The 22,041-nt window shown below is 73.3% G+C and carries 23 protein-coding genes and 1 pseudogene; 11 read left to right on the top strand and 13 right to left on the bottom strand.

The annotated features are described in order from the left end of the window. Positions 1-3: 3 nt before the first annotated feature. From IEY93_RS28325 to IEY93_RS28340, 4 genes are all read right to left on the bottom strand, one after another. On the bottom strand, positions 4-657 hold the full coding sequence (locus IEY93_RS28325) for a class I SAM-dependent methyltransferase (protein WP_189166191.1): 654 nt from the start codon (positions 655-657) through the stop codon (positions 4-6). Positions 658-761: 104 nt separating this feature from the next. Next, positions 762-1,709 (bottom strand): VWA domain-containing protein, encoded by a 948-nt coding sequence (locus IEY93_RS28330; RefSeq protein ID WP_189166192.1) that lies wholly within the window; start codon positions 1,707-1,709, stop codon positions 762-764. Next, positions 1,706-2,677 carry a DUF58 domain-containing protein gene (locus tag IEY93_RS28335; protein WP_189166193.1) on the bottom strand — a complete coding sequence of 324 codons (972 nt, stop codon included), beginning with the start codon at positions 2,675-2,677 and terminating at the stop codon, positions 1,706-1,708. Before IEY93_RS28335 ends, IEY93_RS28330 begins: the two co-directional genes overlap by 4 nt. After that, a complete protein-coding gene (locus IEY93_RS28340; RefSeq protein WP_189166194.1) occupies positions 2,674-3,702 on the bottom strand; it encodes an AAA family ATPase in 1,029 nt (342 codons plus the stop codon). Before IEY93_RS28340 ends, IEY93_RS28335 begins: the two co-directional genes overlap by 4 nt. Positions 3,703-3,788: 86 nt before the next feature. Between IEY93_RS28340 and IEY93_RS28345 the strand changes: the two genes are divergently transcribed. Together IEY93_RS28345 and IEY93_RS28350 are read left to right on the top strand one after the other, a co-directional pair. Beyond that, the gene (locus tag IEY93_RS28345; RefSeq protein ID WP_229691548.1) at positions 3,789-4,538 is read left to right on the top strand and encodes a hypothetical protein; all 750 of its coding nucleotides are present in this window, start codon (positions 3,789-3,791) and stop codon (positions 4,536-4,538) included. Between the two features lie 88 nt (positions 4,539-4,626). After that, entirely contained in the window at positions 4,627-5,652 is a 1,026-nt protein-coding gene (locus IEY93_RS28350) for a helix-turn-helix transcriptional regulator (RefSeq protein WP_189166195.1), read from the top strand. On the opposite strand, the gene IEY93_RS28355 is transcribed toward IEY93_RS28350, so the two are convergent. From IEY93_RS28355 to IEY93_RS28375, 5 genes and pseudogenes are all read right to left on the bottom strand, one after another. Then, positions 5,630-6,124: a universal stress protein gene (locus IEY93_RS28355; protein ID WP_189166196.1), complete on the bottom strand. Its 495-nt coding sequence runs from the start codon at positions 6,122-6,124 to the stop codon at positions 5,630-5,632. The genes IEY93_RS28350 and IEY93_RS28355 overlap by 23 nt on opposite strands. A gap of 210 nt (positions 6,125-6,334) precedes the next feature. Then, positions 6,335-6,781: pseudogene (soxR, locus tag IEY93_RS28360) on the bottom strand (redox-sensitive transcriptional activator SoxR); the annotation flags it as partial. Between the two features lie 68 nt (positions 6,782-6,849). Then, complete coding sequence (locus tag IEY93_RS28365; protein ID WP_189166198.1) at positions 6,850-8,193, bottom strand: M1 family metallopeptidase; 1,344 nt, start codon at positions 8,191-8,193, stop codon at positions 6,850-6,852. Positions 8,194-8,350: 157 nt separating this feature from the next. Next, complete coding sequence (locus IEY93_RS28370; protein WP_189166199.1) at positions 8,351-8,734, bottom strand: STAS domain-containing protein; 384 nt, start codon at positions 8,732-8,734, stop codon at positions 8,351-8,353. A gap of 265 nt (positions 8,735-8,999) precedes the next feature. Then, positions 9,000-9,428, bottom strand: a complete 429-nt coding sequence (locus IEY93_RS28375; protein WP_229691549.1) for an ATP-binding protein — start codon at positions 9,426-9,428, stop codon at positions 9,000-9,002. A 224-nt stretch (positions 9,429-9,652) separates the two neighbouring features. Here IEY93_RS28375 and IEY93_RS28380 point away from each other — a divergent pair, with 224 nt between their 5' ends. The 3 genes from IEY93_RS28380 (at position 9,653) to IEY93_RS28390 (ending at position 12,480) form a co-directional block, all read left to right on the top strand. After that, positions 9,653-10,516 carry a chitosanase gene (locus tag IEY93_RS28380; RefSeq protein WP_275412044.1) on the top strand — a complete coding sequence of 288 codons (864 nt, stop codon included), beginning with the start codon at positions 9,653-9,655 and terminating at the stop codon, positions 10,514-10,516. 82 nt (positions 10,517-10,598) lie between these two features. Then, complete coding sequence (locus IEY93_RS28385; RefSeq protein WP_189166201.1) at positions 10,599-11,612, top strand: ATP-binding cassette domain-containing protein; 1,014 nt, start codon at positions 10,599-10,601, stop codon at positions 11,610-11,612. 25 nt (positions 11,613-11,637) lie between these two features. Continuing rightward, positions 11,638-12,480: an ABC transporter permease gene (locus IEY93_RS28390; protein WP_372444529.1), complete on the top strand. Its 843-nt coding sequence runs from the start codon at positions 11,638-11,640 to the stop codon at positions 12,478-12,480. A 36-nt stretch (positions 12,481-12,516) separates the two neighbouring features. Here IEY93_RS28390 and IEY93_RS28395 read toward each other — a convergent pair whose 3' ends face one another. After that, the gene (locus tag IEY93_RS28395; RefSeq protein ID WP_189166202.1) at positions 12,517-13,314 is read right to left on the bottom strand and encodes a TetR/AcrR family transcriptional regulator; all 798 of its coding nucleotides are present in this window, start codon (positions 13,312-13,314) and stop codon (positions 12,517-12,519) included. A gap of 292 nt (positions 13,315-13,606) precedes the next feature. Between IEY93_RS28395 and IEY93_RS28400 the strand changes: the two genes are divergently transcribed. Then, entirely contained in the window at positions 13,607-14,560 is a 954-nt protein-coding gene (locus IEY93_RS28400; protein WP_189166203.1) for a GNAT family N-acetyltransferase, read from the top strand. A 102-nt stretch (positions 14,561-14,662) separates the two neighbouring features. Here the strand turns inward: IEY93_RS28400 and IEY93_RS28405 are convergent, their stop codons facing one another. Together IEY93_RS28405 and IEY93_RS38705 are read right to left on the bottom strand one after the other, a co-directional pair. Further along, positions 14,663-15,022: an ArsR/SmtB family transcription factor gene (locus tag IEY93_RS28405; protein WP_189166204.1), complete on the bottom strand. Its 360-nt coding sequence runs from the start codon at positions 15,020-15,022 to the stop codon at positions 14,663-14,665. Between the two features lie 75 nt (positions 15,023-15,097). Continuing rightward, a complete protein-coding gene (locus tag IEY93_RS38705) occupies positions 15,098-15,403 on the bottom strand; it encodes a hypothetical protein (protein WP_229691550.1) in 306 nt (101 codons plus the stop codon). A gap of 57 nt (positions 15,404-15,460) precedes the next feature. Here IEY93_RS38705 and IEY93_RS28410 point away from each other — a divergent pair, with 57 nt between their 5' ends. Then, the gene (locus IEY93_RS28410) at positions 15,461-16,447 is read left to right on the top strand and encodes a cation diffusion facilitator family transporter (RefSeq protein WP_229691551.1); all 987 of its coding nucleotides are present in this window, start codon (positions 15,461-15,463) and stop codon (positions 16,445-16,447) included. A 255-nt stretch (positions 16,448-16,702) separates the two neighbouring features. Next, positions 16,703-17,692 carry a sulfotransferase family protein gene (locus tag IEY93_RS28415; RefSeq protein WP_189166206.1) on the top strand — a complete coding sequence of 330 codons (990 nt, stop codon included), beginning with the start codon at positions 16,703-16,705 and terminating at the stop codon, positions 17,690-17,692. A gap of 116 nt (positions 17,693-17,808) precedes the next feature. On the opposite strand, the gene IEY93_RS28420 is transcribed toward IEY93_RS28415, so the two are convergent. Next, positions 17,809-18,708, bottom strand: coding sequence for a glycoside hydrolase family protein (locus IEY93_RS28420; RefSeq protein ID WP_189166262.1), 900 nt, complete (start codon positions 18,706-18,708; stop codon positions 17,809-17,811). Positions 18,709-19,109: 401 nt separating this feature from the next. Here IEY93_RS28420 and IEY93_RS28425 point away from each other — a divergent pair, with 401 nt between their 5' ends. From IEY93_RS28425 to IEY93_RS28435, 3 genes are all read left to right on the top strand, one after another. After that, positions 19,110-19,490, top strand: coding sequence for a DUF427 domain-containing protein (locus IEY93_RS28425; protein ID WP_189166207.1), 381 nt, complete (start codon positions 19,110-19,112; stop codon positions 19,488-19,490). 302 nt (positions 19,491-19,792) lie between these two features. Then, positions 19,793-21,337 carry a class I adenylate-forming enzyme family protein gene (locus IEY93_RS28430; RefSeq protein WP_189166208.1) on the top strand — a complete coding sequence of 515 codons (1,545 nt, stop codon included), beginning with the start codon at positions 19,793-19,795 and terminating at the stop codon, positions 21,335-21,337. A 187-nt stretch (positions 21,338-21,524) separates the two neighbouring features. Continuing rightward, positions 21,525-22,041 (top strand): ArsR/SmtB family transcription factor (locus tag IEY93_RS28435; RefSeq protein ID WP_229691552.1); only part of this gene is annotated, 517 nt, incomplete at its 3' end.

Here is a 22,041-nt window from a genome sequence, read left to right on the forward strand (position 1 = left end):
CGTTCATCGCTCCTCGTCGGGGGCGGCGGCGCCGCCCGGGTGGCCGGTGGCGGGGCGCGCGGCGACCCGCAGGACGCGGTAGGCCGACCGGGAGGCCTCCCGCGTGGTGGCCCAGCCCTGGTCGCCGAGCCAGCGCTGCAGCGAGTCGGAGCCGAGGTGCTTCTGCACCACCAGGTACGCCGTGCCGTCGGGGGTGAGCCGGTCGAGCCAGCGGGTGAGCATGGCGTGCAGGGCGGCCTTGCCGATGCGGATGGCCGGGTTGGACCAGATGGCGGAGAACCGGATGCCGGGCGGCATCTCGTCCACATGCCGGGGTCTTACTTTGTAAAGGCCCGCGCTCTGGGCGTTGCGCTCGCACAGCTCCAGCGAACGGCGGTTGACGTCCACCGCCCACACCGTGGCCTGCGGAGCCCGCGAGGCCATGGTGAGCGCCACCGGGCCGTATCCGCAGCCGAGGTCGAGCAGGTCGCCCTCCTGCGGCGGCGGTGGCACGCTCTCCAGCAGCACGCGGGTGCCCGGGTCGAGGCGGCCGGGGGAGAAGACGCCGCTGTCGGTGGCCAGGCGCAGGTGCAGGTCGGGCAGGACCACGTCGACCGTGCCCGGCCGGGCGGCCGCGCCGGGCCGCTCGTCGAAGTAATGTGCCCCCTTGGACGTCACGCAGAGACGTTACCAATCCCGCCGCACTGCTCGTGATCCGGCGGCACCGGCCTGTGCCCGCGTGCGGGCGATCACCGGCCGCGGACGTCCGGCCGGCGAGGGGGTCAGGGCAGGCGGGTGCCGAACAGCATCGCGGCGCCCGCCACCAGCAGGCCGGTCAGGACGCCGGCCACCGTGAACCACTGGCCGATCTCCTGGTACACCACGTGGTAGCCGAGGGAGCTGCCGATCTGCCGGTAGACGTCGCGCAACTCGTCCCCGGACTCGGCGGTGTAGGCGCGCCCGCTGGTGCCGTCGGCCAGCGTCTGCAGCGTGGACTTGTTCACCGGCACCTGCACGTCGCGCCCGTCGATGCTCACGGTGCCGTCCGGGGTGCCGTAGGCGATGGTCGAGACCGGCACACGCAGGCCCGCGGCGGCCTGGACCGCCTCGTTCACCGAGCGGCCGGAGGTGTTGTCCCCGTCGGACAGCAGGACGACCGCGGCCGGCGGCGGGTCGGTGACCGCCTGCTGGTCGAACGAGCGCACCGAGTCCAGCGAGTTGAACACCGCCTCCCCGATGGCGGTGCCCGGCCGGGTGGTCAGGTTGCCGACCGCGGTGATCACGGCCATGTGGTCGGTGGTGGGCGAGATGACCACGGAGGCCGAGCGGGCGAAGGAGACCAGGCCGACGTTGAACCGCTCGGGAAGGTCCTTGACGAACTGCTGGGCCGCCTGCTTGGCCGCCACCAGCCGGGTGGGGGAGACGTCGCCGGCCTCCATGGACAGCGAGATGTCCACCGCGATGATGATCGTCGCGCGGTCCCTGGGCACGCGCGTGGCGTCCGCCGGCCGGGCGGCGGCCATGATCAGCAGGATCATCATGAGCAGGAACAGCGCCGCCGGCACGTGGCGCCGCCACTCGGGACGCTCGGGGGCGACCAGGGCGAGCAGCGTGAGGTTGGTGAACCGCATGGCGTACCTGCGGCGGGCGAACTGGGTCAGGACGTAGGCGGCCACCACCACGGCGAGCGCCGCCAGCAGCCACAGCCAGCCGGGAGACAGAAAGGTCACGCGCCCGCCCTCCTGCTCGGGTGCCGCCCGGCGAGGTGGGCGGTGCGCCGGTGCTTGAGCGTGTACTGCACGATGTCGTACACCCAGTCGCGGTCGGTGCGCAGCACCAGATGGCCGGCGCCGCACCGGCGCAGCGCCACGCGGTTGGCCTCCCGCTGCGCCTGGGCCGCCTCGGCGTACGCGCGGCGGATCCGGGAGGTGAGGCGGACCTCGCGGGTGCGCCCGGTCTCGGGGTCGGTCAGGGCGACCAGCCCCACGTCGGGCAGCTCCAGCTCACGCGGATCGATGATCTCCACGGCGAGCACCTGGTGGCGGGCGGCCAGGCGGCGCATCGGCCGCTCCCAGGCGCGCTCGCCGTCCAGGTCGCCGCCCGTGCCGAGGTCGAGGAAGTCGGAGACGACCACGCGCAGGCCCCGCTTGCGGCGCGCCCGGCCCAGCACGTCGATGGCCTCGCCCAGCCGGGTGGGGCCGGAGACGGGTGCGCCGCGCGGGGCGTCGAGCAGGGTCTGCAGCAGCGCGTACAGGGCGGGGCGGCCGGTGCGGGCCGGCAGGCGGTGCATCTGGTCGCCGTGGACGACGCAGGCGCCGAACCGGTCGCCGATGCGGCTGGTGAGGAAGCCGATGGCGCCCACGGCGGCGACGACCAGATCGCGTTTCTCCATGTCGGCGGTGCCGAAGTCCATGCTGGGGGACAGGTCGGCGAGCGCCCAGGTCTCCAGCTCGCGGTCGGCGACCAGGTCGCGGATGTGCGGGATGGTGGTCCGGGCGGTGACCGACCAGTCCATGCGGCGGACGTCGTCCTCGCCGGGGACGTACACCCTGCTGTCGCCCGGCTCGCTGCCCGGGCCGGGCAGCAGGCCCTGGTGCCGTCCCTGCAGCAGGCCGTCCAGGCGGCGGACCACGGTGAGCTCCAGGCGGCGCAGGACGTGCTCGGGGCTCGCCGGCTGCGCGGCGGAGGCGGCGGTCATCGCTGGGCCTGGTTCCACACGACCAGCGGGGGCGGCACGGCGGCGAGGACGCGGCGGACCACGTCCGCGGGGTCCACGCCGTCGGCCAGCGCGTCGAAGGTCAGCATCAGGCGGTGGCCCATGACGTCCACGGCGACGTCGCGCACGTCGTCGGGGAGCAGGTAGTCGCGGCCGCGCAGCAGGGCGAGGCCGCGCCCGGCGGCGACCAGGCCGAGGGTGGCACGCGGGCTGACGCCGATCTCGATGGCCTCCTCCAGCTCGCCCAGCCCGTACTCGGCGGGGGAGCGGGTGGCCATGACCAGGCGCACCACGTAGTCGGCGACGAGCTGGTGGACCGACACCTGGTCGGCGAGCTTCTGCAGCGCGGTGAGCCGCTCGGGGTCGAGCACCCGGGAGGGCAGCGGCGGCGCGACGCTCATGCGGTGCAGGATCTCCAGCTCCTCGGCGGCGCTGGGGTGGGCGACGCTGACCTTGAACAGGAAGCGGTCGCGCTGGACCTCCGGCAGGGGGTAGACCCCCTCCGACTCGACGGGATTCTGGGTGGCCAGCACGATGAACGGCCGTGGCAGCGGATGGGTGATCCCGGCCAGGGTGACCTGGCGCTCGGCCATGACCTCCAGCAGTGCCGACTGCACCTTGGCCGGGGCGCGGTTGACCTCGTCGGCGAGCAGGAAGTTGACGAACACCGGCCCGAGCTCGACGTCGAAGCGCTCGCTGGAGGGGTGGTAGACCCGGGTGCCGACGATGTCGCTGGGCACCAGGTCGGGGGTGAACTGGATGCGGGCGAAGGTGCCGCCCACCACGGTCGCCAGGGTGGAGGCGGCCAGGGTCTTGGCGACGCCGGGGACGCCCTCGAGCAGGCAGTGACCGCGGGCCAGCAATGCCACCAGCAGGCGCTCGATCATGTGGTCCTGGCCGACGATCACGCGGCGTACCTCGGCGAGGGTCTGCTGGAGGAGACGGAGGTCCGCGTCGGCGCCGTCGTCCGGCCCGGACCCCTCACTGCGCTCTTCGGCAACGGTCATACGGCCATTCCATCAAACACGACGCAAAGGTGCACGGCACCATCACGGTGAGCCGGGCCGGGTGTCGCGTGTGCTTTCATGGCTGGGTGGCCACTCCGCTCCAGTACGGCGACCCGCCCCGGCTGGGTTCCTACGTGGTGCAGGCGCGGCTGCAGTCACCGGCCACCGGTTTCGTGTACCTTGCGCAGGACGCCGAGGGGCGGGCGGTGTCGATCGCGTTGCTGACCCGCGGCGCCGCGCTGGACGCCGCGGCCCGTGAGCGCTTCCTCACCGCGATCCGCCAGGTGGCGCCGGTGCGCGGTGGCGTGCGCGGCTGGGTCGCGCGGGCCCGGGCCAGGGGGCCGGTGGGCGCGCCGCCGGTCCTGGCGATCGACGACGGCCCGGCCCCGTGGGTGGCGGTGCCGTACGTCCCCGGCGGGACCGGCGCGGAGTGGTTCCTGCGCACGGTGCTGGTCAGCGGCACGCTGATCGGTGCGGCGCACGGCCCCGAGTTCGTGCCCTACTGGCTGGGCGACCGGGCGCCGGCGGTCCCGGCGCCGCCGGAGCCCGCGCCGCCGGCGACCGAGACCAGGCGCGCGGTGCTGGTGGCGCTCTCGATGCTGGTGGCGCTGATCACGCTCACCGGGGCGATGACGTGGCTGCTGCTCGGCCCGGAGGAGTCGGCACCGCCCTCGCGGCCGCTGCCGCCGACGCTGTTCGTGCCGACGCCGCCGCCGGTGCCCTCGCCGGGTGAGACGCGCAAGCCGACGCAGTCGCCGTCGCCCTCGCCGGGCGAGAGCGGCACGGTGTCCCCGCGGCCGACCCTGCCGGGTGTGGACGAGGGCGAGGACATCTGACGCCGCCGCCGATCCCGGGGCCGCGCGTCATCGAGGGGCCTTCCGGTGCGAGCGCGCCGCGCTCGGGCCGATCGTGGAGACTTGGGGAGTGCGCGCGAGCCGGTTGATCTCCCTGCTGCTGCTCCTGCAGGCCCGCGGCCATATGACGGCCGCCGAGCTGTCGCGGGAGCTGGAGGTGTCGGTGCGGACGGTCTACCGCGACGTGGAGGCGCTGTCGTCGGCGGGTGTGCCGGTGTACGCCGACCGGGGCCCGGCGGGTGGCTACCGGCTGCTGGACGGCTACCGCACCCGGCTGAACGGCCTGACCGCCGAGGAGGCGGCCTCGCTGTTCCTGGCCGGGCTGCCGGGCCCGGCGGCCGAGCTGGGCCTGGCCGAGGTGGCCGCCGCCGCCGAGTTGAAGCTGCTGGCCGCGCTGCCGCCCGAGCCGCGCTCGCAGGCCTCGCGCATGCGCGAGCGCTTCCTGCTGGACGTGCCCGGCTGGTACCGCGACGCCGACGACGTGCCGTTCCTCGGGGAGGTCGCCGACGCGGTGTGGGAGGGGCGCCGGCTGCGCATGCTGTACCGCCGGTGGGGGCCGGCCGAGGTGGTACGCGAGGTCCGCCCGTACGGGCTGGTGCTCAAGGGCGGTTCCTGGTACCTGGTCGCGGCGCCCGAGGGGGCGCCGGCGCGCACCTACCGCGTCTCGCGCATCCGCTCGCTGGAGGTGCTGCCCGGCCGCTTCGCCCGTCCTGAGGACTTCGACCTGGCCGCGTTCTGGCGGTCGTACTCCGAGGACTTCCGCGAGCGGATGTACACCGCCGAGGTGACGGTGCGGCTGGCGCCCGGCGCCGAGGACCTGCTGCGCTACACGATGGGCACCCGGCCGGTCGATGCCGCCCTGGCCGAGGCGGAGCCGGCCGGGCAGGACGGCCGGCGGGTGCTGCGCCTGCCGGTGGAGTCGGTCCGGCACGCCTGCTGGCAGTTGCTGCGCATGGGGGACGGCCTTGAGGTGCTGGGGCCGCCCGAGCTGCGCGCGGCGATGGCGGCCACGGTGGCGCGCCTGGCGGCGATGTACGGCGACCCGGCCGTCCCGCGGGAGGGGGCAGGGGAGGTCACCGGGCCGGCGCCGCGGTGAGGCCCCCGGCGTGGGCGGGTACGGGGCGCAGGGCGATCGACCGGGGGGAGACGACCACGACGGGGCAGGGGGCGCTCATGATGCACGCGACCACCACGGGGGTGGCGGCGACCGGCGTGCCGGGTTCGGGGTTGCGGATGCCGAGCACCAGCATCTCGGCGCCCTCGCAGTGGGTCAGCAGCACCTGGGCGGGCGGGCCGTGGGTCACGATGGGTTCCAGACAGGGGGCCACGTGGCCGACGACGCGGCGGGTCTGTTCCCTCGCCGCGGCGTACTCCTCGTCGTGGGAGCGCCAGGTGCCCATCGGGGCGTAGGACGCGCGGTGCTGCCCGGACCACTGCCAGGCGTGCACCGGTTCGATCTCCGCGCCCCGGAGTCCGGCCTCGCCGAGGGCCCAGCGCAGGGCGGCGGTGGCGGCGGGGGAGTGGCTCACGCCGACGACGATGCGTGGCCGGGTCGTGTTGTGCGTCACGGGCACCTCCTCCTCATCGAGCATCGCGTGGAGGAGGTGACGGGCCGCCAAAGCACACGGAAAATGCCACTAAATGTTACATACTTCGCACTCTGTGGCACGCTCCGTGCCATCCGCCGTGGCCCCGGACCGTGCCGCGCCGTCGTGCGCGCCGGTGGAATCGGCGATGAGACGCGCGGCGGCCGCGCTCGGGGACACCGGCGCCGGAGGGAGCAGCCGCCGGGCGCCCGGCCCCTGCTCGCCCAGGGCGTCCTGGGGGTTGGCGAGCGTGCACACGTCGATGGACAGGCAGCCGCAGCCGATGCAGTCGGTGAGACGGTCGCGCAGGTGCTCCAGCTGTTTGATGCGGGCGTTGAGGTCATCGCGCCAGCACTCCGACACGCGTGCCCAGTCCTGCCGGGTCGGGGTGCGCTCCTCGGGCAGCAGGGACAGCACCTCGCGAATGGTCGCGAGCGGGATGCCGACGCGCTGGGAGGCGCGCACGAACGCGACCCGGCGCAGCGTGTCACGGCTGTAGCGCCGCTGGTTGCCCGCGGTGCGCCGGCTGTTGATCAGGCCTTGCCGCTCGTAGAACCGCAGGGCCGACGGGGGCACCCCGCTGCGGTCGGACAGTTCGCCCACCGTCAGCTCGGTGGCCTGCCAGGAGACTCGTGTCATGCGGACCAGGCTAGCCGGACCTGAACCATTGTTCAGGTCCGGCCGGCCGGGGAGCGGCGTGTACGGCCTCAGCCGTCGATGCGGTGCGTGGTCCAGAAGGACGACAGATCGACCGAGGTGGCCGCCTGCGCGGCGGCCTTGAACTCGGCGGTGGTGGAGATGCCGTACCAGTGCGCGGCGGCGTAGGCGTTCAGCAGGTTCTGCATGGCCGTGGTGCCGATGGCCCGGCGCAGGTCGTGCAGCGCGCACTTGCCGTAGTTGTAGACCACCGTGCCGTACCGGCCGGAGTGCGCGTCCCAGTACGCCATCGAGTTGCTGATCTTCTCGGCGGACGACTGCCACGAGACGCTGTTCCAGCAGTTGGTACCGGACAGGCCGTTGTACAGATCGGTGGAGTAGTCGGCGAACGCCTCGTCCAGCCAGGGGCTGGTGTACTCGTCGTCGCCCACGATGCCGTACCACCACTGGTGGGCCAGCTCATGGGCGAGGGCGGTGGAGCTGGTGGTGTTCAGCACGAAACCGGGGTACTCCATCCCGCCGAACCAGAAGTTGTTGTCGAGCACCACGTCGACCTCGCCGTAGGGGTAGGCGCCGAAGCGGCCGGCGTGCGCGACGAGCGAGTTGCGGGCGGTGGTCATCAGCGAGGAGGCGCTGGTGGAGCTCACCCCGCTGGTCCGGTAGATGTTCACCGTGACGCCCGTGCTGGTCGTGCCGGTGGTCTTGGTGAACGGCCCGGCCGCCCAGGCGAACTCCCGCACCTTCTTGGCGGTGGCGGTGGTCACGGTGCGCCCGGAGCTTCCCGGGGTGTCCACCGAGGTGCCGGTCGCCGGGACGAGCAGCGTGGAGGGGTGGTCGAGGGTGACGGTGTAGTCGCTGATCAACTGGTAGAACGACTCGCCGTTGTTGGTGTAGGGGTCGAGGTGCCAGCCGGCGCCGTCCCGGACGGCCAGCACCGGCAGCGCGTTGCCGACGAATGCGTAGGACCCGTCGCGGCCGAACCGGTCGGTGCCGTTCGGCACCGTGATGCTCAGGTCGAACCCGATGGTGGCGCTCTGGCCCTGGGCCAGCGGCGCCGGCAGGGTGATCTTCATGGCGGTGCAGCCGGCCGACAGCGGCGAGGCGGTGCCGCCGGTCACGCCGGTGACGGTGATCGGCGTGCTGGAGGGGCAACTGCCGTGGTAGTTGTCCCACAGCCGCAGATAGACCTCCGGCAGGGGATCGGCCGAGGCGTTGGTGAAGGTGGCACTCTCGTGCCCGGTCCACGTGCTGCCCGAGGAGTTGGCGGTCAGGCTGACGGTGTAGGACGCCGTGGCGGGCGTGCGCACGCCGTCCGCCGCGTGCGCCGCCGGCGGTGCGCCGACGGCGACCAGCAGCGCGGCCGCCGCGATGGACAGGAGCGTTCGTCGGACCATGAGGACGGTTCTCCCTTCGGAAAAGCCAGGACCCCCCGCCCTGCCGACGTAACGTAACTTTTCCCGTTGGAAGGGTCAATGATCCGGTCAAGACCGATATGCGTGATCGACCGGCCCGCGCGGCTGCGGCGCGCGCGGGCGCGGTGAAGGGAGCGGGTCAAGAAGGGGTGATGGCGGCGCGGGCCTCGTCGGCGGTGGAGTAGGTCGCGAAGGCGTCGGCCACCCCGGTCAGGCGGAAGGTCCGCTGGACCCGGGCGTTCAGCCCGGCCAGCGCGACGCTGCCGTCGCGCTGCGCCAGTGTCTGCCGGGCGGCCAGGAACACGCTGATGCCGGTCGAGTCGCAGAACGCCAGGCCGGTGACGTCGATGATCAGGTGCCGGCACTGATCGGCGTAGGCCGCCTCCAGGGCCTTGCGCAGGTGCGGCGCGCTGCCATGGTCCAGTTCCCCCGTCAGGACCAGGGTGCGCACCGGGAAGGGGAGGAGGCCGTCGGCGGACCCGCCGTCGACCCGTACGGTGAAGTTCATGGGGGACCTACTCATGGGCGAGCGATGAGGGACGACAGGCGGACGGGGGAGGACAGCAGGGAGTGGTCACCGGGACCGGCGCGCGTTCCAACAGCGGATGCTCCACATCGAGGACGATATGCCAAGCAGGCACGCCTGCCCACCGATCGGGTCGTACGTGATCGGCAAGGTGGTGCCGATCACCGGGGAGGCGGGATCACGAGCGGTGCCGGGGGCGATGGCGGGGGTCCGGGGCGTTGGTGGTCCGGAGGCCGTGCGGCCGGGGGCGGGCGCCGGCACCTCAGGTGGCCGGGCCGAGCGGCCGGCCCGCCCCGGCCGGTTCGATGGCCTGGCGCAGCAGCACGGCCGACCCGTCGGCGTTCCGGGTGATCCGCACCTCGTCGCAGAGCTGCCGCATCAGCCACAGTCCCCGGCCGCGCAATGTGGTCACCCCCGGGTTGCCGGCGTCGGCGTGGGCCGGCACCAGCCGCCCGAGGCGGTCGTGCACCTCCACGGTGACCGAGCCGTCGTCGTGCCACGCCTCGACGTGTCCCTCGCCGTGGGCGTGGTCGAGGACGTTGGCGGCGGCCTCGTTCACCGCCAGCACGAGGTCCTGCAGGCGCACCCCGGCCAGGCCGGCGCGTGCCGCGTAGTCGTTCACCTGTCCCCGCAACATGCTGAGATCATCGGTGATCGGCCACTGCGCGGGCGCATGCCCCTCGCGATCCACCGGCACCCTCCTGCCACGCCGCCAATCGTCCACATTGCCGAAAGTCCGTCACCGGCTGACCATAACCCCTGCGCGTTCCGGCCCGCGCACCGGCCACTCTTCCATTCCCCGTAGCCCCGCGCATGGTCAACGGCGCACCCCGCCACCGCTCGCGGCCGTTGACAGGCCTTCGCGGCCGATGCTTCTCTTTGTTAGTAAAGTTTCTTAACTTTTTAGGAGATCAGGTGCCGAGCCCCCCGGTTTCACGGCTCTTCCCGGCGTACCTCCTGCTCATCCCCGCACTGGCCGCGGCTCTGCTCTCCGCCTGCGCGCCCGGCGGGGGCGGCGCGGCCGCGGCGAACCCGCCGGCCGAGAGGGAACGCGGGCCGGCCGTCCCGGCCGGCCTCGCCGGCCCCGCCAAGAAGGAGATCGCCATGCGGCTGGTGTCGAGCGCGGAGAACTCCTCGCTCGACTGGCGCGCCCAGTATGGCTACATCGAGGACATCGACGACGGCCGGGGGTACACCGCCGGCATCATCGGCTTCTGCTCCGGCACCGGCGACATGCTGCGACTGGCCGAACTCTACGCCCGGCGCGAGCCCGGCAACGTCATGGCGAGGTACCTGCCGGCGCTGCGCGCGGTCGAGGGCACCGACTCGCACAAGGGGCTCGGCGCCGGCTTCGTCAAGGCGTGGAAGACGGCCGCCGAGGACGCGGCCTTCCAAAGGGCCCAGGACGACGAGCGCGACCGGGTGTACTTCGACCCGGCGGTCGCGCAGGCCAAGGCGGACGGCCTGCGCGCCCTCGGGCAGTTCGCCTACTACGACGCCATGGTCATGCACGGCCCCGGCGAGGACGCCGAAAGCTTCGGCGGCATCAGGAGCCGTGCCCTGCGGAAGGCGAGGCCTCCGGCGCGGGGCGGCGACGAGACGGCCTACCTCAACGCCTTTCTCGACGCGCGCGAGGCCGCCATGAGGATCGAGGAGGCGCACGGCGACACCAGCAGGGTCGGCACCGCGCAGCGGGTCTTCCTCAAGGCGGGCAACCTGGACCTGAACCCGCCGCTGACCTGGAAGGTGTACGGCGACCGCTACCACATCGACAAGTAAGGCCACGCGCGGCGCGCGCACCGAGCCGTCCTACTGGTACGTTGTACGGAGTACAGCGTACGGAGTAGACGGAGGGTGTGGAGTGGGTTCGACGCGACATGCGATCCTCGCCGAGGGACTGCGCAAGCGGTACGGCGGCACCCAGGCGCTGGCGGGGTTCGACCTCGCCGTCCCCGAGGGCACGGTCTGCGGGCTGCTCGGGCCGAACGGCGCTGGCAAGACGACGGCGGTGCGCATCCTGACCACCCTGCTGCGGCCCGACGCCGGCCACGCTCGGGTGGCGGGGTTCGACGTGGTGCGCCAGGCGGAGCAGGTGCGCTTCCGCATCGGCCTGGTCGGGCAGCACGCCGCGCTCGACGAGGTGCTGAGCGGCAGGCAGAACCTCGTGATGTTCGGCCGCCTCTACCACCTCGGCGCGGCGGCGGCGCGCCGCCGGGCGGACGAACTGCTCGAACGGTTCGATCTCGCCGGCACCGGCGACAAGCCGGTCAGCGGCTACTCGGGCGGCATGCGCCGCAGGCTCGACCTGGCGGCGAGCCTCATCCTCGCCCCGCCCGTGCTGTTCCTCGACGAGCCCACCACCGGACTGGACCCGCGCGGGCGGGGCGAGGTCTGGCAGGCGGTGGCCTCGCTGGTGGCCGCCGGCACCACCGTGCTGCTCACCACGCAGTACCTGGAGGAGGCCGACCGGCTGGCCGGCCGGATCCACGTCATGGAGGCCGGCCGGGTCATCGCCGAGGGCACACCCGAGGAGCTGAAGTCGCTCATCGGCGGCGACCGCATCGAGGTGGTCGTACGGGACGCCGGCGACGTCGCCACCGCGGCGGCCGTCGCGGAACGGGTGGCCGGCGCGCGGCCGGACCGCGACGACGACCGCAGGCGGGTGAGCGTCCCGGTCCGCGACCGGGTGGCCGCGCTCACCGCCGTGGCCTCGGCGCTCCAGGAGGCCGGCCTGCCGATCGAGGACATCGCCCTGCGCCGCCCCACCCTGGACGAGGTGTTCCTGCACCTCACCGGACACACCGCCGAGTCCGCGGGCTCCAGCGGCCCGATGGGGCCGGCGGAGCCCTCCGCCGCCGAGGGGACCGCCGCATGAGGCCGGCCACGTTCAAGGAGAACCGATGACGATCATGACCGACGCCCCTGCGGTGCCCGCGCCCGCCCGCACCCTCGCCGACCGGCTGCGCTGGGCGCTGGCCGACGGCTGGGTCATCACCCGCCGGGACCTGTCGCACCGCGCCCGCCGGCCGGCCATGGTCGCGGTCGAGCTGCTGTTCCCGGTCATGGTGGTCCTCATGTTCGCCTACCTGTTCGGCGGCGGCATGACCATCCCCGGCGGCGGGGACTACCGCGAGTTCCTGATGCCCGGCATGTTCGCCCTGACCATGGTGTTCGGCCTCGAGGCGACCTTCACCGCGATCAGCACCGACGCCGCCAGGGGAGTGACCGACCGGTTCCGCTCACTGCCGATGTCCTCCTCGGCCGTGGTGACCGGGCGCTGCGCGGCGGACATGCTGAACTCCGTGGTCGGCCTGGCCGTCATGATCGCCGTCGGGGCGGCGGTCGGCTGGCGCTGGCACGAGGGCCCGGGCCGGGCCCTCGCGGCCGTCGGCCTGCTGTTGCTGCTGCGCTTCGCCCTGCTGTGGGCCGGCGTCTACCTCGGGCTGGTGGTACGCAACCCCGAAGCGGTGATGGCGATGCAGATCCTGGTGTGGCCGCTCGGCTTCCTGTCCAACACCTTCGCGTCGCCCGCCACGATGCCGGGATGGCTCGGCGCGATCGCCGAATGGAACCCGATGTCGGCGACGGTGGCCGCCACCCGGGAGCTGTTCGGCAACCCCGGGTGGGGCGGGGGATCGTGGGCCGCGCAGCACGCCTCGCTGCTGGCACTGGCCTGGCCGCTGGTGCTGCTGGCGGTGTTCTTCCCGCTGTCGGTCCACCGCTACCGCACCCTGGACCGCTGATCACCCCGCCGGGGTGCGGAGGCGGAGGGGCGAAGGTCAGGGCCCGGCGGGCGGGACCGGGGCGCGGCGCTGCTCGATGAGCACACCGAGGCCGTCCAGGACACGCCGCAGCCCGAACTCGTAGGCGTGGCCGGGGGCGTAGGCCGCGTTGTGCGCCTCGCCCGCCGCCGCGCCCACCCGGGCCGCGGTGGGGTACTTCTCGGCGTCGAAGACCTGGGCGAGCATGGGGGCGCTCGCCTCCCACCACTGCTGGTCGGTCAGCGCGCCCTCATGCTCGAAGGCCCGCGCGTCGGCCGCCGCGCGGGCGGAGGCGTGGACGAAGCCCAGCAGGTAGCTGAGCGCGTCGTCCATCTCGACGTCGTCCAGGCCGAGGCCCTCGAAGGCCCGCAGCTCGTACTCGTACTTGGCCAGCAGGCCCGGCCCGAGCGGGGGCCGGGTGGTCGAGACGGCGGATACCCAGGGGTGGCGCTCGTACAGGTCGCGGTTGGCGCGGGCGATGGCCGCCAGGCGCTCCCGCCACGGCAGGCCGGACAGGCCGGGGCGCGGCATCCGGCCGAACACGGTGTCGAGCATCAGGTCGAGCAGCTCGGCCTTGCCGGGGACGTAGGTGTACAGGGACATGGCGCCCACCCCGAGCCGCTGCGCGACCCGGCGCATGGTCACCGCGGCCAGGCCCTCGGCGTCGGCGATGGCGATGGCCGCGTCCACCACCTCGTCGACCGTGAGGCTGTGGCGGGGCCCACGGTGGGAGGACGGGGCTCCTGGATGCCTCCAGAGCAGTTCGAGGGTGCGCACCGGGTCTCCGGCGCCGCTGCGGTCGATGGAAGGCGGCACCCGCTCATCCTTCCACCACCCCCGAGCAGCCGCCGCACCGCGCCTCGCGGCGATCACCCGGGCGTCCGAACCCGGCGGAGGCGGATGGGCGCGGGGGCGGAAAAGCGGTTGCGGGGCGGGTGGGCCGCCGTGGTAGATCTTGTGGCCCTACGCCCGGCCGGAGAGCGGCGGGCCCGACACGAGAGGAGGCAAGAGCGATGTTCACCCCGATCACCGCGTTCGTGTCCTCCGAGGTCGCGCGCCCGCGCTGACCACCGGAGCGAGGCGGGCGCGCCCTTCGCAGGAGAGTGCCTTGACCTTCGCACCACAACGAGAACTGACCATCCGCCCGATCACCGGGCCCGAAGAGCTGGGCCTGTTCACCCGGCTGTCCTACATGCTCGACGACGAGCTGGCCGATGACCTCGCCTCCGGCCGGCGGCATCCCGGCTGGATGTGGGTCGCGCTGCGCGGTGACCGGCTCGTCGCCAGGCTCGCCTGGTGGAGCAGGCCGGGAGACGCCGCGCCGTTCCTGCTCGACGTCTTCGACCTGGCCGAGGCGACCGGCGGATCAGATGCCGTCGAGGACGGGGTCCGCCTGCTGCGGACCGCCATGGCGCAGGTGCTGCGGGACGGCGCCCGGCCGCCGGAGTACCTCCGTTACCTGCCGCCGCGGTGGCGCCAGGACCCGGCGGCGCGCAGCGTGGTCGAGACCCGGGTCACGGCGCTCGAACGGACCGGCGCCCGGCTGTTCGTCGAGCGGCTGCGCCTGGAGTGGCGGCCCGGCACGGACATCCCGGCTCCGACCGGCCGCCTGGTGTTCCGCCCGGTCGCGGGCCGCGACGAACTGGTGGACCTGATGACCGAGGTCCTGCGGGGCACGCTCGACGCGCACGGCCGGGAGGAGCTCACCCGCATGTCCGCCCGCGAGGCGGCGGTGCGGCAGTACGAGGAGGAGCTGGCGGGCTACCAGAGCCCGCGCGACTGGTGGCGGGTCGCCACGCTGCCGGGCGGCGATCCCGTGGGCTTCGTCATTCCCGCGCACAACTCCTACAACCCGATCATCGCCTACATCGGCGTCGTGCCGGGCCGCCGCGGGAACGGCCACGTGGACGAGATCCTCGCCGAGGGCACCCGCATCCTGGCCGCCGAGGGCGTCCCCCGGGTCCGCGCGTCCACCGACGTGGGCAACGTGCCGATGGCCCGTGCCTTCCAGCGGGCGGGGTACGCCGAGATCGGACGCGAGATCGACTACACCTGGACGTGAGCCGGCCGGGGCGGGCGGGGTGTCCGCCCCGCCCGCCACCGGACTGCGGGAGCGATCGCGGGATGCCCCCGGCCGGCTCCCATGGGGCGGGCGCGGTGTGGTTCAGCTCTCGTGGCGCGGGATGCCGGACACCTCGTGGTCGGCGTGGAACAGCGCCTCGGAGATCAGCCGACGCACATGGGCGTCGCGCGCCCGGTACAGGACACGGCGGCCGTCCCGGCGGCTGTCGACCAGCCCGGCCAGGCGCAGCTTGGCCAGGTGCTGGGAGACCGAAGGGCGCGCCACTCCGATGGTCTCCGCCAGCGAGGAGACGTCGTACTCGCCGGAGACCAGCAGCCACATCAGGCGAAGGCGTGTCCCGTCGCTGAGCATGCGGAACGCCTCCACCGCCGTCTCGACCTGAGCGGACGTGGGGTTCTGCTGCAAGGGATGCGCACCTGATACGTTGTCGCGTGCGTACATGACTACATATACTCCTCGCGAGACCCCCCGTGCGCAAGCGAGGCAGCCATGTCCGACCAGCAACGGCCCCGATCGTCATCTCCCGGAGATCATCCAGGGCACGGCCACGGGCGTCCACACCCGTGGCCGGCCGCTGAACGCGAACCGGACCTGGACCGAGAGGGGACGCCGGAGCGGACGGCGGCCCCGCCCGAGGCCGGGCCTTACGGCGGCGACCAGGACGAGAGCGACGGCCGCGACCCGGCGACGGACACGGGCCGCGCGGACGGCCGGGCCGATGAGCGTGAGCACGACCACGGCCCAGGACACCGGCACGGGGATGGCCACGAACCAAGCCCCGAACACGGACAAGAGCACGGGCACGGCCATGGGCATGGGCATGGGCATGGGCATGGGCATGACGGGGGGCACGGGGAGGCGCGGAGCGGCCTGGGCCGGGTGGCGGCGTGGCTCTCCCACCTGGTCACACCGCACAGTCATGACAGTGCCGACAAGACCGACACGGCACTGGAGTCCAGCAGTCGCGGCCTGCGCGTGCTCGGGCTGTCCTTCGCGGCGCTGACGGTCACCGCACTGGCCCAGGCCGTGATCGTCGCCTTCTCCGGTTCGGTCGCCCTGCTGGGCGACACCCTGCACAACTTCGCCGACGCGCTGACCGCCGTACCGCTCGGCATCGCCTTCTGGCTGGGCCGGCGCGTGGCCACCCGCAGGTACACCTATGGCTACGGCAAGGCGGAGGACCTCGCCGGGCTGGTGATCGTGGTGATCATCGCGGTCTCGGCGATCGCCGCGGGATATGAGGCCGTGCAGCGCCTGCTCGCCCCGCAGGACGTCCGCGCGCTGGGCTGGGTGGCCGCCGCCGGTCTGATCGGCTTCCTCGGCAACGAGTGGGTCGCGCGCTACCGGATCAGGGTCGGGCGTGAGATCGGCTCGGCCGCTCTGGTCGCCGACGGCCTGCACGCCCGCACCGACGGTTTCACCTCGCTGGCCGTGCTGCTGGGCGCCGGTGGCTCCGCGCTCGGGTTCCCGCTCGCCGACCCCCTCGTCGGCCTGGTGATCACCCTGGCGATCGTGATGGTGCTGCGCGGCGCGGCCCGGGAGATCTACCACCGGTTGATGGACGCCGTCGACCCGGCCCTGCTCGACCAGGCCGAGCGCGTGCTGGCCGGTACACCGGGAGTGCGCGGGGTGGGCGCGGTGCGGATGCGGTGGATCGGCCACGCTCTGCGCGCCGAGGTGGACATCAAGGTCGATCACCACCTGTCCCTGGTCGAGGCGCACGCGGTGGCCGTCGAGGCGGAGCACCGGCTGATCCACCAGGTCGCCCGGTTGCGGGCGGCCACCGTCCACGCCGATCCCCATGGTCCCGGCGACGCTGACCACCACGCCGCGCTGGCCTCGCATCGCGAACCGACGACGGCCTGACGCGCCGGGCGGTGGCCTCGCCGAACGAGGCGGCGGCGAGATGCTCGCTCGCGCGCCCGGCGCGGCGGGGAACGTCTCAGCGGCTCATGGCGTGCCGGCTCGTGAGCGGTCGCGGGGGTCGCTTCATCGGGGGAGATCCTTTCGTTCCCGGTGGAGATCGACGGGCAGGGATCGCGCAAGTACCCATTAAATCCCTATTACCTATAGCTTAAGTGGGTATAATGCGGGGTGATGTGGTCTGACCGAGGAGATCGGATGTCCCTACCGGATTTCCTGGTGATCGGAGCGCCCAAAGCGGGCACCACGGCGCTGCACGCGGCGCTCGCCCGACATCCCCAGATTTTCATGTCCGCCGTCAAGGAACCGAAGTTCTTCCTCACCGACGGGCCGCCCCCGGATCGCGGCGGCCCGGGTGACGCGCAGACCTTCAAGGAGCACGTCTGGCGCCGGGCGGACTACGAAGCGCTGTTCGCGGCGGCTCCGGCGGGAGCGCTCAAGGGGGAGTCCACCCCGTTCTACCTGTACGACCGGCAGGCGCAGCGCCGCATCCGCGCCATGATCCCCGGAGCCCGGCTCATCGTGGTGCTGCGCGACCCGGTCGAACGGGCCCACTCCAACTGGACCCACCTGTGGTCGGCCGGCCTGGAGCCGATCGGGGACGTGGTGCGCGCATGCGCCGAGGAGGATCGCCGCATCGCCGCCGGCTGGTCGGCGTTCTGGCACTACGTGTCACTCGGCAGGTACGGCGAGCAGCTCGAGCACCTGTTCACGCTCTTCCCGCGGGAGAACGTCCTGCTGTTCCGCTATCGCGACCTGGTCGACGCCCCGGCCGAGACGCTCGACCGGATCTGCGCGTTCCTCGGCGTGCGGGAAGGAATGATCGGCGAGGTCCCGCGGGAGAACGTCACCGCCCACCCCGAGCCGACGCTGCGCCACCGGGCGCTGTCGCGGCTCGTGCGACTGGGGGTGACGGCGGGGCGCCGTCTGCCCGGGACGGTGGCGTCCCGGATCGTCGAGCCGCTGGAGAAGGTGATGCAGGACAACGGCCGGCCGCGCCGCCCGCTCGGCTGGGAGCAGCGCCAGGCGCTGATCCCCCGCTTCCGTGACGACATCGCGCTGCTGGAACAGGTGACCGGAGAGCACTTCGGTGACTGGCTGCGCCCGAGGGACCGCTCGGGCGGCCTGATGGGCGACCGGCCGCCCGGCCAGCGTCAGGCGCGCAACGGCCGTCCGCGCGTCCACTGACCGGCTCCCGCCCTCCCCGCGACACGACCGGGCGTGCGGGCGCGTCCTCGTCATGCCCGCCGCCCGGGTGAGCGGGTCCCGCTTACCCGGCGCGCCGGGTGGGTGCCGGGCGGCCGTCAGTGCAGCTCGGTGCGCAGCTCGTGCGCGCCGTCCTCGCGGGTGATCTCGTAGTAGAGGCGCCGCCGGCCGCCCGGAAGCTCGAGGATGTCCAGGTAGCGCAGCCCGCCGTACGGCGATTCGGCGATCGGCTCGGTGCCGGCCGGAGTGAGCGTCGCGTACTCGGAGCCGACCGCCAGGCCGGTGCGCTCCTCGTAGTTCTCCGCGGCGCTCGCCCGTCCGTCATAGGTGGCCAAGATCGTGTCGCCCATGTGCACGACCGAAGTGACCCTGGCGCCGCGCGAGTCCCAGCAGCCGGGGCGGCCGGTGAGCGCGGTGCCCTCCCAGGTCCACTCCAGCCCGTCGGCGCTGGTGGCGTAGTCGGTGACCATCTGGTCCTCCTCACCCGGCTCGGCGAGCGGGTGGCAGGAGGCCCACAGATGCCACATGCCGTTCCGGTGGACGACCACGGGGTCCTTGACGCCGGTCTTGGGGTCGCCGGGCAGCACGATCTTGCGTTGCGCGGGGTCGAACCCGGCCGGGTCGGCGGCCTCCATGACCTCCACCCGCCAGTGCTTGGTGCCATAGGTGGCGCAGCTGATGTAGAGCCGCCACCGGCCCTCGGGGGTGCGTACGAGGGCGGGCCGCTCCAGCGACTCGGTGTCGGCCTCCTCACGGGTCAGCGTGTAGACCGTCTCGAACCGCTCGCCGTCCGATGAGCGGGCCACCGCGACGGCGTAGCCGCGCCCCTCACCGATCGGGCGGCGCAGGCGATAGGCGAGGTGGTACACCCCGTCGCTGTAGACGGAGCTCGGCGCGCCCACCCAGTTGCCGGGTTCGTCGCCGGGGGGAGCGATGACGAGGGCGGAGAGATCGGGCCGGAGGACCGGCAGGGAGCTTGTCGGGTCGTTTTTGTTCATCGGCACGTCCGAAACAATAAACGGCGGAAGGGGGTGCTGACGAAGAATCGCGCTGGTCATAGGGGGTGTCCCGTACCCTTGGGCACCCCTGTCGACCGGCCGTCCGACCACCATACCCGATAATTCCTGACGGGTTTACATGAAAGAATCATCGGCCGGCCGTGAACTTCTCCGGCGCCTCCTCCCGCGCGCGTCGACGTTCCGGTGCCGGGCCGTCGCCGGCGGAGCCGTCAGGTCGCGACGCCTTCCCCGCCGGACGCCGGCGCCGCGTCCGCGTCCGGTATGCGCCCTGCGCGGATTAGTCTGGTGGGACGCCGGAGGCGCCTGCCCGGCCAGGAGAGCGCAAGCCGTGTGCCGCGCCGCTCCCGGGCGGGCTCCGGCGGACCGAGGGAGGGATGACCATGATCAGGCCCGTGGCGACGCCGGGGCGCGACCATCCGATCACGATCGAACGCAACCCCGCCCGCGTGGTGGTCATGGCCGGGGGCCGGGTGCTCGCCGACAGCCGTGCCGCCCTGACGCTGCGCGAGGCCGACTATCCGCCGGTGCTGTACATCCCGCGCGCGGACGTCGAGATGACCCGGCTCGAACGCACCGGCCACGCGACCTACTGTCCCTACAAGGGCGACGCCTCCTACTACCGCCTCCTCGATGGCGGGCCGCGCGAGGCCGAGGCGGCGTGGTCCTACGAGAGCCCTTATCCGGCGGTCGCCGAGATCGAAGGGCACCTGGCGTTCTATCCCAGCCGGGTCGAGGCCATCGAGGAGCGCCCGGCCGGCTGATCGTGAGCCCGGCACCGGCTCACGCCGGAGCGATCCGCCGGACCAGGCCGCCGGGCGCCGGCACGCCGGGGAGCCGCTCGGCGAGCGCATCCGCGTCACCGGCGTCGCCCTGACCGGCGTGGGTGCCGCTTCGGAGGGGTCGTGGTACCGCGCCGATGACGCGCGCAAGCGGGTGGGCCGTTCTTGCCCTGTTTCGGCGGTGCACTGCCTACCATTGCGGAGCGACAAGCCGGTCATCTACCGACACCTCCGCCGACCGTGTCGTCAAGGCGGTCCGGCGACCTGACCACGAGGAGCCGGACATGCACGACGGTGCCGAGCCGCCGTTCCCGTACCCCCTGCTCGAGGCGCTGCGGGGCTCGCCCGGCAGCCCGGCCTTCGAACACGGGGACCGGCTCATCTCACGGGGTGAGCTGCTGGACCTCATCCGGCGTCTGGCCGCCGCGCTGCAGGACGCGGGTCTTGGGCCCGGCCGGGGAGTCGCCCTGCGCACCGGCGTCTCGCCGGAGGCGTTCGCGGTGCACATGGCCGCGCACGCGCTGGGCTGCCGTGTGCTGTGCGTGCGCCCCGGCTACTCTCCTCGCCTGCTCGCCCATGTGCTCGGCCTGGACATCGACGCGGTGGTCGTCGACGAGACGACGATGCGGCCGGAACTGCTCAGCGCCGCCGGGCCTGCCACGGTGCTGTCACTGGGACCCGTCGCCGGCGCGCTCGATCTGCTGGCCCATCCCGGCGGCGACGGCTTCCCCGCCGTCACCGCCCGCCCGGACGACGTGGCCCTGCTGACCTTCACCAGCGGCAGCACCGGCGAGCCCAAGGGCTGCGCGCTCACCTACCGAGGGCTCGGGACGCACTGGTCCTGGCAGCCCGGCCTCTGGTCCCCGCTCGCGACCGCCTTCGCCGAGTCCTTCGAGCGCTTCCTGCTGTTCGGCACCCTGTCCAGCACGGTGATCCTGGACTATCTGCTGCTGTGCCTGCTCGGTGGCGGCACCGCGGTGATCCCCGAGGAGGGCGCCGGCCCGCTGTTCCCGCACGCGATCGAGCGCCACCGGATCACCGGCTCGGTCATGGCCGCGCCCCGGCTGGCCCAGATGCTCGACCTGCTCCGCGACCGGCCGGCCGGCCTGAGCGGCCTGCGGGCCCTGGTGATCGGCGGATCGCCGCTCAGCCCGCACCGGCTGACCGAGGCCATGCGGCGGCTGGGCCCGGTGGTCTACAACGGGTACGGGACCACCGAGTCGGGGTTGATCTCCATGCTCACCCCCGGCGACATCGCCCGGTTCCCCGGCCGTGCGCCCGCCTCGGTCGGCCGCCCGCACTCCTTGGTGGAGATCAGCGTGCGCGACGAGGAGGGCCGTCCGGTCGCCACCGGGCGGACCGGGGAGATCTTCGTCCGTACCCCGTACCAGATGACGGGCTACTGGGGGCGGCCGGAGGAGAGCCGGGAGGCGCTGCTGGACGGCTGGCTGCGCACCCGCGACCTCGGCCACCTCGACGAGACCGGCCTGCTGTACCTGGTCGGCCGGGCCAGGGACATCATCCTGGTCAACGCCGCCGTCGTGTACGCCGGCCCCATCGAGCGGGTGCTGGCGGGCCATCCCGGCGTGGCCGAGGCCTACGTGGCCGGCGCGCCGGACGAGCGGACCGGGGAGGCCGTCCACGCGTTCATCGTCCCGGCCGCCGGCCGCAGCCCCGAGCCGGACGCGCTGAGGGAGCTGGTGCGCGCCGACCTCGGAGAGGAGAGCGTCCCCCGGACGGTCACGACGGTGCCGGCCGTTCCGGTCGCGGCCAGCGGCAAACCCGACAAAAGCGCTCTGTTGCAGCGGTACGGCCCGGCGGTGCTCTGATCGGCGTCGGCCGACCGGCCGGCTCCGGCCGGTCGCCGTGACGCGGGCGAACCCCGGCGGAGGCCGCGGCCCCCAAGGGCGCGGGCGATCCCGGGAAAGGGAGGAGCGGCGCGCGAGGTTCGGGGGCGGCGCGCCGGGGGAGTGGCTCGCCTTGACGGGCGAAGACGGTCGCTGGGAGTGTGGCGGCATGTTGGAAGTGGCGGTGATCGAGGACCCGGCGGCGGCCGAGGTCTCGCTCGATCCTGTGCGGGCGCGGCTGCTGGCCGAGCTGGCCGAGCCCGGGTCGGCCACCATGCTGGCGGCCAAGGTGGGCCTGCCCCGGCAGAAGGTGAACTACCACCTGAAGACCCTGGAGCGGTACGGGCTGGTCGAGCTGGTGGAGGAGCGGCGTAAGGGCAACGTGACCGAGCGGATCATGCGGGCCAGCGCGGCCTCGTATGTGATCTCGCCGGCGGCGCTGGCCCCGGTGCAGCCTGATCCGGCCCGTGCGCCCGACCAGCTCTCGGCGCGCTGGCTGCTGGCGGTGGCCTCGCGGCTGGTGCGCGACGTGGGGCAGTTGATCACCGGGGCGGCCCGGGCGCGCAAGCAGGTCGCGACGTTCGCCATCGACGGCGAGGTCCGCTTCGTCTCGGCGGCCGACCGCGCGGCCTTCGCCCGTGAGCTGTCCGAGGCGGTGGCCGGCCTGGTCGGCAGGTACCACGACG

The organism is Sphaerisporangium melleum, assembly GCF_014646695.1.
In the GTDB taxonomy this organism is placed as follows: domain Bacteria; phylum Actinomycetota; class Actinomycetes; order Streptosporangiales; family Streptosporangiaceae; genus Sphaerisporangium; species Sphaerisporangium melleum.